Origin of the sequence: Mannheimia massilioguelmaensis (assembly GCF_000940515.1) — a bacterium.
Lineage (GTDB): Bacteria > Pseudomonadota > Gammaproteobacteria > Enterobacterales > Pasteurellaceae > Basfia > Basfia bettyae.
Genome location: NZ_CDQL01000008.1, coordinates 244,044 through 259,009, shown reverse-complemented (window position 1 = coordinate 259,009; position 14,966 = coordinate 244,044). Strand labels below are relative to the sequence as shown.

The window sequence follows — 14,966 nt, the reverse complement described above, 5'->3', positions numbered from 1 at the left end:
TAAACCCTAATATTAATTTTATTTTCTCATCAATTTATAGATTATTTTTAATAACCCAACAGGCATTAATCTTGGCAATGTTCGCATTAAGAAGGTTATAAACCCAGGCACGGTACTTTGAATTTTTAATGACCGTTTAAGCTTATATAATTTCCATTCACTTTTTGCATAAATTAGTCCACGACGACGACCAATCATCGCGTCGCCATTGGTACGTGCATAAAGTAAAACCTCAGGTAAATTACCTACCCTTTTCCCCGTAGCAATAATGCGATTCCATAAATTATAGTCTTCTAAGAATAAATGGTGCTGATAGCCTCCAACTTCTTCCAGTAAAGATTTACGATAAGCGACCGTCATATGATTAAATGGGGAACGAACTTTATTAAATTCAACAATTTCTTCATAAGAAGTTGGAACATTACGCACACTGATAATCTGTGTCGGATCTTGATCAAATTCTGCAATTTGAGTACTGAACATCACCACATCAGGATGTTGTTCAATATAAGCCACCTGTTTTGCAAAACGTTCAGGATAACAGATATCATCAGTATCCATGCGAAATATCCATTCATTACGACAATGTTTGATACCTTCATTAAGTGCTTTACCTAAACCTAAATTTTGCGGTAATGGCACAATATTTAATGGAAGTTTATCTTTGAATCGATTCACTTCTGATTCCAATTCTGGCGTAATTGGACCATCAAATACTAAAACTATTTCATCAGCAGGATAAGTTTGGGCAACCAGACTTTCTAAACATTCTGATAAAAATCTAGGATTTTCTTTGATATACAAAGACATTAACACTGAAAATTTCATTTCTAAATAAACCGTTTTAAGTTAATTGCTAATTTCGGAGATAATAAGGAAACAATGGCAACCGCCAGTTGTTTAATATTTAACGTTTCTAAGAAGATTTTAAAATAATAGACTGCTGCTTTACGTGATAATGACATCAAATATGGGAAAGCAAGCATATTGAATCCATTGATTTTAAAGTTCTTTTGTTGTTGTGATGTTGTCACATATCGTTGTTCAATGCTTTCAATTGCCGATTCAGTATTATTTACATTTTTAGATACACTTGCCACTTTACTATAGAAAAAACAACAAGTAAGAGGACGTTCAACATACAAAGGACTGAAATTATCATGTTGCACTAATTTCAATAGGAATTCATAGTCTTCTAAAGCTAATAAATCTGTAGAAAGCCCATTCACTTGCTCATAAAGTGATTTTTGAATTGCCATCATTGGCATTCCACCCACTTTATTCGCTCTCAATAGATTATCTAAAGTAATTAACGATGTATCTGAGAAAGGTTTTGTGAAATAAGTGAAATTTTCATTCACCATTACGCATTCTGCAGGGTGATACACAAAATTAGCATCAGGATTTTGCGTAATACGTTCAGCTAATATTTCACATTTTTCTGCTGCAAAGCGGTCATCATCATCTAAAAATAATAACCAATCATAATGAGCTCGTGCAGCACCATAATTACGGCTTTGTGATGGACCTGAATTTTTTACATTACGCAACACCATTATAGGAAATGAATAAGAATTATCTACTTTGACCACTTCTGGTGAACAGTCGTCTACGATAATTACTTCAAAATTATGCATAGTCTGCAATTCTAAGCTTTCTAATAAGCTCGGAATCTGTGCATTACGGTTATAAGATGGAACAACAATACTAAACATTATTTTCTCTCAACTATGATATTTTTTCCTTTACTACCAAATAAAGAAATAAACATTAAAAATACAAACATAATCCCTGGATAGGCATAAGTATCTGCTTTTACATTTAAAATACTTAATACAAATAAAGTAGATAAAATAAATTTCCAACTACCTGCAAACCAGTTATCAGCAATACGTTTGATAAAATAGGCAGTAAATAAGAAACAGATCAGAATATAACCTACTCCACCATATAGAGCTTGACGAACAAAGCCTGAATCAGAACCACCATAATAGCTACGTGTAGTATTTTCTTGGACATAATATAATCCATCACCCATAATTAATTGTTTAATTTCGGGCATGAATAGATGCTTATGCAATAAAGTATCAGAAGATGAACTTAATTGACTTCCACCATTGATAATATTGATTACGATCTCCAAGGCATGGGCCACATAAGGATGATTAGGATAGAAATAAGCGAAAGCTAAAACTAATATCGCAAATAATAAAATAGCAGGGATATATCGCACTTTAAAATATGCAACTAAACTAATCACTGAAAAAATAAAGAAAGTACGACCTGAAATTAAGCCAATAAATAAGATGAGGAATATATAAATAGTATTTAAATTTTGTTGTTTTTCATTATAGGCTAATAAAAAATGCAAGAGCATTAAGTAAAATGCACTTAATTGGAAAAATGCAGATGAGGTAAAGTTATATAATCTATATTCTTGTTCTGAGCCAATAAAACGAGATAGCTCTCCTCCCATATCTGAATTAGTTCCCAAACTCACAGCAATAAACAAAGGAATTCCTGCTAATGCGCCAAAGCCTAAAATTGATTGCAAACTAATACCAAATTTCAAATCACGGATAAGCTGGCTATCCGCATTTTGATGAGCATAAAGCACATTATAAATAATGATACCTAACACAAAAATAATGGCTAGCTTGACATACATACTAATTACACCAAATTCAGTTGTACCATTAATTAAAATAGGAATGAAGGATAATATAATTAAAGCTGCACACACCATTAGACTATCTATTGGAATAATCAATTGCTTAATTTCTTTTTTGAACCATTTATAAGCGAACCAAAGTAACATTAAAAATCCAGTTAACAGGCTCATACGAAGTACATGCTGTAACCAAGGATCATAAATATAAAATAGATTAACTAACGCAGACATTATAGATTTCTCTTAATTGCTAATAGTTTTTTAAGTGGATATTTGAGCACTTTTTTAAATAAATTATTATTTAATGAGCCTCTTAATCCTTGTAAATTACTGGTTAAATTTGGATTTTCAATCACTAATAATGGACGAATCACTAAACTATCAATATTGAATTTATCTTTGAATAAAATAAAGTCATCCGCTAGCCAAAATGGCAAATGCCCATTAGTCATTTGATTTAAGAATTTACGGGCTGCCGCTTTAGTAATTAAATAAGACACTGTACCCGCAAAGTAATTTTTATAAGGGTAAGAATAAGTGTAATCAGTGCCATGCACTTTTTTCCGTAAGACACTTAAAGTCACTGGATAATTAATTTCTAAATCCGCATCATTAAAAGATAAAATCTTTGATTGACCAGTTAAGATAATATCTGCACCAATATTCTGTTGAATAATGGCATCAATATTTTTCTGAAAATCTGTAGCAAATAAAGCATCATCTTCACAAATTAAGGTATATTCTTGTTCACCAATAGTTTCATCATTAATGATTTTTTCATAAATGGTTAAATGGCTTAATGTACAGCCAATTTCACCTTTGGTAACATTACGACCATAATATTGACCAAATTTAATAATATCGAAAATATTACCAAGGCTAACAAGATCTTTTCCCATGGTATTTATTGCATTAAATACTTCAAAATCTGCTGTATCAGGTTGTGAGAAAAATAATTCACGTCGTTGCACATCTTTTTCTAAAGAAATTAAAAATTTTTTCATTTTATACCGCACTTTTTTCAGGAGTTAGCTCAGTAACTGGATATTTAAAATAGTAAATAATTGAAATGACTAATCTTGTAAGGCTTGAACCAATAAAAGCATAAGCTACGCCATATAATTGATAATCTTTTAATAGATAAAACAAAATCACAAATACCGCTATTGCAATAATTTGTCGTGTAAATAATAAGACTTGCTTGCCAAGCAATAGCATATTTTGTGACAGCACCCAAGATAATCCTGCAATAATGGAATTGATAATAAACCAGATTAAGACTGGTGCGACTTCTACATATTTAGCACTAAAGAAGAACGTAATCACGGGTTCTGCAAGTAATGGAACTAACACTATTGCACCAGCACTCATTAAAGCAATCAACATTAATACCGACTTAATTCTATTCATATTATTCAATAGTCCTGCATAGAAATAATCAGCTAACATATTAATAAACTTTGTTAATAATGAATCAAAAGCAATACAAACAGTATAAAGCCCCAATGTATAGTTGCCTAAAAAAAACATAATCATAAATTTATCTAAACTTGAAGTTGTTGCGCCAAAAATCTGTAACAGGTTTTGCTTGAACCAAGTTTTTAGAAAAAAATTACGATTAATTGGTTTGATTTCGTTACCCACTTTAAAATTTTTATTAATATGAGCAAGAAAATAAATACAAGCAATTGCTTGAATAAGACTAAATAAAGTTAATAGATAAATGACAATATCTAAGGGTTGTTCTCCAAAAATAAAATAACAAAGCCCATAAATAGAAACTAATAAAATAGGTTGTTGTAATGTTAATTTTCGATAAATACGCAAATTGGCATCGATTTTACTTTTTTCTAACGTCATTGTAAGAATCGCTGTAAGCACAACATTCAAAATAAACAAAAGATGAAAATCCGTAAAATCAAAGCAAATTAATCCAAAAGTGGCAATAATACTCGCAAACACTAAAAAAGCGATAAAATAAGTCTGCCAACCTTCATATTGTTTTTTACGCATTGATAACGCCAAAGCAAACCCAGAACCGCCCGTAGCAACAGTTACTGCATAAGAAACAGAAGTAATAAATAATTGATGTAAACCTCGATCTTGCACAGATAATAATCGTGCCAAAACAAAGGAACTAACCATTGTTAGTACTAAACTTAAAATGGTAACAAATACTAAACGTACTAAATTATTATTGATACTCATACTTTTGGGTATAGACTACATTATCCATTGGTTATATCGCTATTCTCACCATAAGTACAATTTAACTGTCTAATTATTCTAATTGACAAAAATATGGCAAAATATTAGCTAAAGTTTGTATTAAAGCAATGCTTTACGAAGTAGATAATACCTAGCAAAAAGCTATTGTCTAAAATATAGTTAAGTTGCTTATGATAGCATTTAGTCCATTAAACTTAAATAAGTGTGAACGCTTTAGACATTGCATTTAAAAAATAATTTATGAATAATACAAATAACCTCAAAAATACTTAGGAAATATTATGTTTGAATTAACCAAATTAATCACAAGTATCCTACTTCTACCTTTTAATGTGATTATTCTTTTAATTTTTGCTTTTCTTTTTATTATTATCGGATTAAAAAAACTTGCCATTCTATGTGCGCTTTTAGGTTTAGGTATTCTCTATATATTTAGTATTCCCTATACCACACAATTACTAAGTGATAGTTTGGTACAAGAAGATAATTTATCTATTGAAGATTACCGAAAAGCCCAAGCTATTGTGGTCTTAGGTGCAGGATTAAGAGATAGTAAAGAACTTTATAATAATATTACTGTTCCTGGCGTTGCATTAGAACGTATGCGTTATGCAGCTTATCTACATAAAGAAACAGAATTACCAATTCTTATTAGCGGTGCCAGTCCAAATGGCAACTCAGAAGCCAAAGTAATGGGACAAGAATTTTTTACCTTCTTCGGAATACAACCCAAATGGCTAGAAGAAAAATCGACAAATACTAAACAAAATGCAGAATATACGAAAAATCTATTTGTATTAGAACATATTAATAAAATTATTCTTGTCACTAACCAATGGCACATGCAACGAGCCAAATTGCTTTTTGAACAGCAAGGCTTTGAAGTTTTACCTGCAAGTGTGGGATATGGAAAAACCCCTAACAGCTATACGTTAAACTATATGCATTTTATCCCACAAGGCGGCGCCATAGCCGATAATATGCAGCTATTAAAAGAATGGTTAGGATACTTAAAAGAAAAACTATTCTAAAACCAAACTGCGGTAATTTTTGGGAAAATATTATTTTTGATAACAAATTGAATTGCAATAAATCATGCGCCTAGTGAAGGGGCTTCCTAGTTTTTTTGCATTATAAAAAACCTGAAATCATATTAAATGTCTTACTTAATATGAATAATTAGATTCGTTTAATATTCATAAAAAAGAGATATGTCATTATTGAGTTTAGTCTAATTTTTTATCGGAGGAATAAAATGAAGCTGACGTTGAACTCGGTTGGTGAAACTGCTTTAATAACCTTATACGCTAAGGCGATGGATTATAAATCAAAGAATTCTGTTCTAAAAGATCAAATCTCATGGGAGCTTTATTGTAAAATTGATTATGATTTTTCCAAGTTAAAAAATAAGTGGCTCTCCTATTATGGCATATTAGGAAGGGCGAAGACTTTTGATCAAGAAATTAGGAAATTTATAGAAGCTTCCCCAAATTGTATTATTGTTTCCTTGGGTGCAGGATTAGATACTGAATTTTATAGAGTTGATAATGGACAAATTGATTGGTACAACATTGATTTTCCTGAAACTATTATAGCGAGAGAAAGTCTATTTGATGAACATCCTAGAGTTCATAATATTAGTAAATCTATACTGGATCCGAGTTGGGTTAATGATATAAAAACAGAAGGACGAGATGTTTTATTTATTAGCGAAGGAGTTTTGATGTATTTGACAGAACAAGAGGTGAAGTTTTTGTTGACTACTTTAACGGATTCCTTTGATTACTTTACAGCCTATTTTGATTTACTTTATAAAGGCATGGTAAAGAAAGGTAAGCATCATGATGTGGTAAAAAAAATGAATGTAGACTTTCTTTGGGGGAGCACTGATGGTAGCGAAGTAGTAAAATTAAATCCTAAAATTAAGCAAATAGGCTTTATTAATTTTACTCACAATATGATGTCTTTAGTGAGTGGCTGGAAAAAACTATTTTACCCTTTTATTTATATTTTTAATAATCGTATGGGTTTATATGAATATAAAAATAGTAGTAAGTGATAATATAAAACGTATTTGTATAAAAAGAGAATGTTCAAAAGTTAAATAAACGAAAAAATAGAAGCTTTATATACAAAAGCTAAAGGCTAATCTGGCAGCCATGTTTAAAATCACCGTGACTGTCAGATTAATCTTGGACTAAATTCTTTTCCACCCAAATCCGTTTCCCATCAAGTAAGGTTACTATCGGTATTCTTTCGCAACACATTTTTCCTTGATGCGTTCGAGGGTGGTTATAATTCATCTAAATCAGCTTGTAATGTCGCTAAATCTGTATAAATTTTCTTCCTAAATGCCACTTGGTAAAATTCTTGCAAGATAGTTTTATGGAAGCATTCGCAAATGCCGTTAGTCTGCGAATGTTTTCTTTGGTTTTACTGTGTTCTATGTTGTTTATCGCTAAATAAAGCTCATAATCGTGATTCTCCACCTTCCCTCAATACTCACTTCCTCGGTCAGTTAATATGTGTAACATCGGTAAACCTTGGCTTTCAAAGTATGGCAACACCTTATCATTCAATATATCCGCTGTGGTGATAGCGGTCTTGTGTTTAATGAGAGGATTGTTAGAGCAAAACATGAGCATTCTTTTTTGTTTAGATTGAATTTTGACACTCATATTCTAAACGAGAAACTCTCACTTTTTAGAGTGCATTGTCAGAGCAAGTCTGATCTTCTACATCTCACTCTAAGGTGCAAATTGTTATCATCTTTTCATTTCATTATCACACCTTCAATATTCTTTAATATTCTTTAATATCCTTTTGTCTCTACATAATTGATGGATAAGTTTTAAATCAAATATTATTTTCCCCCTCTCCTCTGAAACTCATCTTTCTTACAGCCCCGCCTTTCACATTTTTTAATTCATTATTACTGACTATAAATCTCCTATTCACCAATTTTTTGATCACTATAACATTTATCTAAAAGCATCTTTTTAATGTTCTAGAAATTGAAGTATTGCTTAATTTTTAACTGTTTTAAAAGCTTATAAGTTATTTGCATAAAAAATAGCTTAAAACTCCACTTTATGAAATTGATAATTGTTATCGTTTTAATTATAATCATTTTTTTTTATAAATATTGAACCTAAGGAGGAATAATGAAATTATCTAAAATTTACCTTGCACTTATTTCAAGTGCGATTATTACTGGATATGCTGATGCTAATCCATCACCTGATCAAATTGAATTAGATGCGATTAACGTCACTGCAACTCGAGATCCAAGCAAATTTGCTGATACACCGCAGAAACAAAACAAAGACGAACTTCTCACCAAACAAGCTACGAGCGTTGCCGCTGCATTAAAAGATATTCCAAATGTTGATATTCAAGGTGGTGCTCGTGCGATCGCTCAAAAACCAAGTATTCGTGGTTTGAGCGATAACCGTGTAGTGCAAGTGATCGATGGCGTACGCCAAAACTTTGACTTAGCTCACCGTGGTTCTTATTTCATTCCAATGTCTTTAATACAAGAAGTTGAAGTGATTAAAGGTCCAAGTAGCTCACTATGGGGAAGCGGTGCATTAGGTGGTGTCGTTGCAATTAGAACGCCTTCAGCACTCGATTTACTCAAAAACAACCAAAAATTTGGAGCAAAAATTCGTCAAGGTTATCAAACTGCGAATAATTTATCCGAAAGCGAAGTATCCGTCTTTGCGGCTAACGATAAGTTTGATGCGTTAATTACAGGATTCCACAATGATGCAGACAATTTGCGTACTGGCGAAGGACGTGAATTAAATAACACAGCTTACAAACAAACTGGCGGTTTAGCGAAATTTGGTTGGCAAATCAATGATAATAATCGTCTGGAATTATCGCATCGTCAAAGTCAATTTAAACAAACTGCACCAAGCAATAATGAAGCAGAGAATGAGTTTACCAATGCACAGATTATGCAAAAAATTGCAGCATTCCATGCGACACACCCTACTCCACAGCAAATGATTGCATTTTATAGTCAAATTAATTCGCTTTTAGGTAGTGTGAGTTATTTATCCGATCAAAAAATTAACGATAAAAACACCGCACTTAACTATTATTTCAATCCTAACAGTCCTTATGTGAATGCTCAATTTACTTTATATAGCAACAGTACAGAAGAAAAAGAACAACGCAAATTAAGTGGTGTTCAGGATAAAACTAAACTGACTACTCAAGGATTTAATTTACGTAATCATTCCGATTTTTCTTGGCTATCTCTCGTCTATGGTATGGATTATATGCGTGATAAAGTGAATACCAAACGTGGCACAAACAGTTCTGATGCACAATATCGAGCTAATCCTTATGATGCAAAATCCAATACTACAGGGATATATTTAATTGCGCACATTCCATTATTTAGTGAAAGTCTAGTTCTTTCTCCAAGTTTACGTTATGACCATTTCAAAACCTCAAGTGAGAGTACGCAATATACTGTTCATCATTGGTCACCTGCGGTGAAATTAACCGTAAAACCAACTCAATGGTTAGATTTAACCGCAAAATATAATGAGGCTTTCCGAGCCCCATCAATGCAGGAACGCTTTGTAAGTGGATCGCATTTTGGGACAAATATGCCACCGATTAATAATATTTTTCTGACTAACCCAAATTTACGTCCAGAAACAGCAAAAAATAAAGAAATTACGGCAAACTTCCACTTTAATAATCTCATTAAACAAGGGGATAAAGTCAATTTTGAAGCAACATATTTCCGTAATGACATAAAAGATTTAATTAATTTGCAAGTGTTTAAAATGACTCCAGCATCATTGTCGGCAGATCGTTCTCAATATCAAAATATTAAAAATGCTCGCTTAAGCGGTATTGAATTACAAACCCAATACCAAACCGATCGTTTAGCGGTATTTGCGAACTATGGTAGTACCAAAGGTAAAGATAAAGACACTGGCGAAGCTTTGTCTAATATCGCTGCAACTAAAATTGGCTTTGGAATGAATTATGCTTTAGTAAAAGACAAATTTACTGTTGGGGCGAAAATCACACGTTATAACGCACAAAACCGTGTTCCAACTAATCATGGCATAACTTATGAAGGTTATACCCTAACTGACTTACAAGCTACCTATGCTCCACTTAAAGGCGAATGGGAAAACTTGCGTTTAGATGTAGCGGTGGAAAATTTGTTTGATAAAAAATATCAACCAGCATTTAGCCTAATGGAAGGCACAGGACGCAATGTAAAAATGAGTGTGACTTATACCTTTTAATGAATTATTACCCAATTAACGTATAACAAAATTTTACTAAGTTTGTTAGAAACTAATCGTAGTATAAGTCTATGATTAACCTCATTTTTAATGTATTAAAAAGGAATTTATATGCAATTAACCAAATTATTTCATTATTCACTTATTACTAGCGCAATATTCTTTGCAACTCAAAGCTTGGCTAATGTCCCTGATGCAGGTTCATTAAACCGAGAGTTAGAACAATCAGAAAATCAAAATAAAATAAAACCAAGCGGTGAATTGTTCAATCAATCGGTCAAAATGCAACATACCTCTCAAGATGAAAAGGGTTTAGAGTTTCAACTAAATAAAATCATTTTTATTAATTATAACAATCAACAAAGTGAAGAATCTGAAGTGGATTCTATTGTATCCCACTATGTTGGAAAAATGGTTTCATTATCAGATTTAAATAAATTAACTAATGAGATCAGTGAATATTATCGAGCAAATAATTATTTAGTCGCCAAAGCAATTTTACCACCTCAAGAAGTGAAAGGTGGGATCGTTAAAATTTTGCTATTGAAAGGGAATATTGGCGAAATAAGCTTACAAAATAACAGTGCTTTAAAACCAAGTTTAGCTGCTCGAATTGCAAATACAACAATTCAAAGCTCCGAATTTATTCTTAAAGATCAGTTAGAGAAATTTGCTTTAACAATGAATGATATTCCTGGGTTAGATAGCCATTTAGCACTTTCAGCGGGAAACAAAACTGGAGAAGCCAATTTACAGATCAGCCTCAATGATGCAAATCGTTTCTCCGGTTATATTTCAGCAGATAATCAAGGTAATAAAACTACAGGGCGCTATCGTCTTGCCACTGGAATAAAAGCTAATAACTTAGCGGGTTTAGGGGATGAATTTAAGTTGGATTTGCTTAGTTCAAATAATGCAAATTTGAAAAATGCCCGCTTAGAATATTCTGCCTTAATTGATGGATATGCTACTCGCTTAGGTGTAACAGGCAGTTATCTTAATTATAAATTAGGCGGTAATTTCAAAGATCTACAATCCAAAGGCCATTCTAATAGCTTAGGAGCGTATATTTTGCATCCCACTATTCGTATGCCTGATTTCAGATTAAATACAAAAATAAGTTTCAATCATCAGAACTTATCAGATAAACAGCAAGCTGTTGCTGTACTGCAAAAACGTAAATTGAATACGGTAACAGCTGCAATCAATGGTTCTTGGAACAGTGTAAGCAATGGGACTACCTATTTTTCACTTTCAGCATTATTTGGTAATTTGGCTAACCAAACTAATGAAAAATCCCATTATGTATCGGAAGATTTCAAACCAAAGTCTCATTTTACAGTTTACAACTATAGCCTTTCTCATGAACAAATGTTACCTAAATCCTTTGCTTTTAACTTAGGTATTAGCGGACAACTTGCCGATAGAACATTAGATAGTTCACAAAAAATGCTACTTGGTGGTTTATATGGTGTGCGTGGCTATCAAGCAGGTATTGCTTCAGTGGATCAAGGTCATTTAGTTCAGACAGAAATTAGACACTATTTACCAGTATTCCAAGAAAGTGTGTTAACTAGTTCCATTTTCTATGATTATGGCTGGGGAAAATACTATAAAAATACCGCATTTTTAGCAAAAGACTTTGATAATAAAGTGAAATTACAAAGCATAGGGATCGGTTTCTCACTTTCAGCCGCAGGCAATTATTCAATTAATGTTGTTGCAGCAAAACCATTAGGTAAAAAAGTTGAAAATGCTGATAAAGATCAATTCTGGCTTTCTGTAATCAAAACTTTTTAGAGGAGACAAATCATGTTCAAATTAAACACAATTTCCTTGCTAGTTATCACTGCCTGCTATGGTATTGTTTACGCCACCCCCGCAGATTTACCACAAAATCACAAAATTATTGTAGGAAACGCTAAAGTAAGTAACACAGTAGATAAAATGACCGTTGATCAAACGTCTAATAAAGTACAGATTAACTGGGATAGTTTTGATATTGGTAAGAATAAAGAAGTTAAATTTAACCAACCAACTACAAATTCGGTAGCTTATAACCGAGTAATAGGAGGAAATGCAAGCCAAATTCAAGGTAAATTAACGTCTAACGGGAAAGTTTATTTAGCAAATCCGAACGGAATTATTATTACTAAAAATAGTGAAATCAATGTAGGTGGATTATTAGCGACCACTAAAGATTTAGAAAAAATCAGTGACAAAGAGGGTTCCGAGGATAAATTTACTCGGAAAAAAGCTAAAGAAGGTCAAATTCTGAATCAAGGAAAAATTAAAGCTACAGGTGAACGAGCTTTTGTTGTTTTAGCTGGTGATAATATTAAAAATGAAGGTAAGATTGAAGCAGACAACTATTATTTTAAAGAAACAAAAACAGTTCGTGAATGTTATGATGATCCTTGGAGTTATCCAAGTCATTATTGCTATGATTGGCCTGTTGAAACTGTAAAAAGTTCTATTGGTGAAGTTTATTTAGCTTCTGGAGAAAATGTTGCAATCACCTTTACTGATCGTCTTCTTGATATCGCTTTGGATGAGAATACTGTAAAAGGTATTGTTCAAAATGACGGAGCTATTATCTCTAAAGGTGATATTACCTTGAACGCTAGAGGTAAAAGTGCTGCGTTAGACAGTTTGGTCGTTAATAATGGTACATTGCAAGCAAACACAGCAAATAGAAAAGGGGGAACTATCATTCTTTCTGCAGGTGATATTACTTTAGATAAAAACAGTAATATTAAAGCAGAAGAAAAAGTAGAGTTTGGTCATCAAGCATCTATTTATGATCCAAAGCCAAATATTAAAGTCACCTCAAAAGAAGGTTCGAAAATTACAACACCAGCGTTAAATATTAGAGGTAAAACTGTTGATCTTAGAGGAAAAGTTGGGCGTGACGAAAGTGATGAACATTATAATGATGAGTTCAAAACGCTGAATACTGCAATCAATATTGAAATAGAAGGTGCTATTCATACTGGTAACGAAAGAACTAATACCAAAGATTCCTTTATTCAAGCTGAAACTTTAGCGAGTTTGCTAGGAAGTAATGGACGTGTGAATATGCGAGCAAAAGGTTTCAAACTATCTGGTGATATCAATGTGGAATCCTTTAAAAATACGGATTCTATATTGAAATTAAGTACACCAAATAATATTGATATGGAAAATCTAAATATTAATTCTAAGAATCGCCTATTCATTATTGGAGCATTAGATAATGAATCTTGGAATAATAATCAGTTTTCTAATCTCTCGATTAAAAATGCCAATATTAACTTAGGCAACGGTGCTATGGGATTAGGTCGTGGTAGTGGTAGCTCTAATATCATGAGCGACTATAAACTTAACCCATTTAGTTTGGCAATGAATAATGTTAAATTCACCAACGTTGATGATTTTGTCGTGACGGGTGGTTTTACCAAAGTAGATATTAATAATCTCACTGGTGATGGGCAAACTAACTATTATATTAATGCAGGAAATACGCGCCCCAATCCATACACTAAGGTATTGAAATATGAATATGGAGTGAGAAATCTTGATGAAAGAACATTAAGAAGTTCTTTGAATCAAAATGTGAGACGTTGGAAATATTCTTCAGATTTATATGATGATATTGATTACGAATACAACCACTACTTTGAGTTATATTCAGCACGTACCAATAAACGTGATTTTATTCCCAATACGGAAATCAACATAAACAACACTGATTTGAATCTGACTAATGGTTTCGTGCATTTAATGGCAGAAAAAATTAATTTAGATAAAACCAACATTAATATTGCGTTTGATAAAAATACAACGTCAGATCCAAGTGTGCAAATGAACCGTGTCGGTATAAATGGTAATACCACAATGAAAGATTCACATATCAAGGTGATTGGAGCTGAACTTCAAGGTGTTTCACCTGCTAGACGTTATGCAGGATTTTATATTCTTGGTGGTATTGAAGGTGAGAACAGTAGTATTTTTGTCAAAACACATCAAGGAAATACTTTTAGAAGTGATAATGCAACACTAGCTGGTAAAAATAATAAAGATGACCTAAAAATCACTGTCATCAATACAGGAGGCAGAGCTGCTGGTGAAATTAGAGGTCCTGATGGTATGCTGATGTCAGCAGACAATGACGCTAATGCAGGTAATGTAGCATTTGACTCTGGCGATTCTGCATACACTAGAACCAATATTAAAAATGCGACCGTCGTTGCTTTGTCTCCAAACGGTGCTGTGGCTTATGCAAGTATGTCTGATAGAACTGGGACGGGGATTGATGTAGATCCAAGTGCAAGTTTTACTTTCTTTGAATTACCTCGTAATACAAAATTCCTAGAAATGGATATTAAAGGAGATACTACCAAGTTAAATTATCGTGATTTTGCTCGTTTATATGACAATATGAAAGGTATCAAGGCTAGTACCTTATCACAGCAGCAACTTGGCATTATTGATTCAGATAAGAAAACACTAAAAGATGATAAAGTAAATGAGCTTTATATTGAGAAAACTGTTGCAATGACGATTTGTGATGAGAATAATCAATGCGAAGAACGTTTACTTGGTAGTAAAAATACCAATGCGACTGTTAGTGTTGGAGATGTTAAATCGGAATAAGATAAAAAGTGCGGTTAAGTTTCTAGTAATAAATTTAGCTTATTATTTAGAAATGAAAAATTAATCATAACCTAAATCTTAAAGGCTAATCTGGCAGCCATGTTTAAAATCACCATGACTGTCAGATTAATTTCAGCGTAAATTCCTTT

10 protein-coding genes and 1 pseudogene are annotated in these 14,966 nt (G+C 32.5%); 5 read left to right on the top strand and 6 right to left on the bottom strand.

The genetic code is table 11. The features are described 5' to 3' along the window. Positions 1-18: 18 nt before the first annotated feature. Genes BN1226_RS09550 through BN1226_RS09530 form a run of 5 tightly spaced genes read right to left on the bottom strand, consistent with a single transcriptional unit; the run spans position 19 to position 4,891 of the window. Positions 19-828: a glycosyltransferase family 2 protein gene (locus BN1226_RS09550; protein ID WP_044471002.1), complete on the bottom strand. Its 810-nt coding sequence runs from the start codon at positions 826-828 to the stop codon at positions 19-21. A 2-nt stretch (positions 829-830) separates the two neighbouring features. Further along, positions 831-1,715 carry a glycosyltransferase family 2 protein gene (locus BN1226_RS09545; protein ID WP_044471001.1) on the bottom strand — a complete coding sequence of 295 codons (885 nt, stop codon included), beginning with the start codon at positions 1,713-1,715 and terminating at the stop codon, positions 831-833. Next, entirely contained in the window at positions 1,715-2,902 is a 1,188-nt protein-coding gene (locus tag BN1226_RS09540) for a hypothetical protein (protein WP_044471000.1), read from the bottom strand. The genes BN1226_RS09545 and BN1226_RS09540 overlap by 1 nt, the downstream gene beginning before the upstream one ends. After that, positions 2,902-3,675: a glycosyltransferase family 25 protein gene (locus BN1226_RS09535; RefSeq protein WP_044470999.1), complete on the bottom strand. Its 774-nt coding sequence runs from the start codon at positions 3,673-3,675 to the stop codon at positions 2,902-2,904. The genes BN1226_RS09540 and BN1226_RS09535 overlap by 1 nt, the downstream gene beginning before the upstream one ends. 1 nt (position 3,676) lies before the next feature. Further along, positions 3,677-4,891, bottom strand: coding sequence for a lipopolysaccharide biosynthesis protein (locus BN1226_RS09530; RefSeq protein WP_156149918.1), 1,215 nt, complete (start codon positions 4,889-4,891; stop codon positions 3,677-3,679). A 290-nt stretch (positions 4,892-5,181) separates the two neighbouring features. Between BN1226_RS09530 and BN1226_RS09525 the strand changes: the two genes are divergently transcribed. Further along, a complete protein-coding gene (locus BN1226_RS09525) occupies positions 5,182-5,931 on the top strand; it encodes a YdcF family protein (RefSeq protein ID WP_044470997.1) in 750 nt (249 codons plus the stop codon). 224 nt (positions 5,932-6,155) lie between these two features. Continuing rightward, entirely contained in the window at positions 6,156-6,959 is an 804-nt protein-coding gene (locus tag BN1226_RS09520) for a class I SAM-dependent methyltransferase (protein WP_044470996.1), read from the top strand. Between the two features lie 127 nt (positions 6,960-7,086). Here BN1226_RS09520 and BN1226_RS10640 read toward each other — a convergent pair. Next, positions 7,087-7,506, bottom strand: a pseudogene (locus BN1226_RS10640) (transposase family protein); the annotation flags it as partial. A gap of 558 nt (positions 7,507-8,064) precedes the next feature. On the opposite strand from BN1226_RS10640, the gene BN1226_RS09515 reads away from it, so the two are divergent. The 3 genes from BN1226_RS09515 to BN1226_RS09505 all read left to right on the top strand — a co-directional run bounded on the left by BN1226_RS09515 (position 8,065) and on the right by BN1226_RS09505 (position 14,817). Further along, positions 8,065-10,182 (top strand): TonB-dependent hemoglobin/transferrin/lactoferrin family receptor, encoded by a 2,118-nt coding sequence (locus tag BN1226_RS09515; RefSeq protein WP_044470995.1) that lies wholly within the window; start codon positions 8,065-8,067, stop codon positions 10,180-10,182. 111 nt (positions 10,183-10,293) lie between these two features. Beyond that, the gene (locus tag BN1226_RS09510) at positions 10,294-11,982 is read left to right on the top strand and encodes a ShlB/FhaC/HecB family hemolysin secretion/activation protein (protein ID WP_044470994.1); all 1,689 of its coding nucleotides are present in this window, start codon (positions 10,294-10,296) and stop codon (positions 11,980-11,982) included. 12 nt (positions 11,983-11,994) lie between these two features. After that, positions 11,995-14,817, top strand: a complete 2,823-nt coding sequence (locus BN1226_RS09505) for a filamentous hemagglutinin N-terminal domain-containing protein (RefSeq protein ID WP_044470993.1) — start codon at positions 11,995-11,997, stop codon at positions 14,815-14,817. The last annotated feature ends 149 nt before the right edge of the window (positions 14,818-14,966 follow it).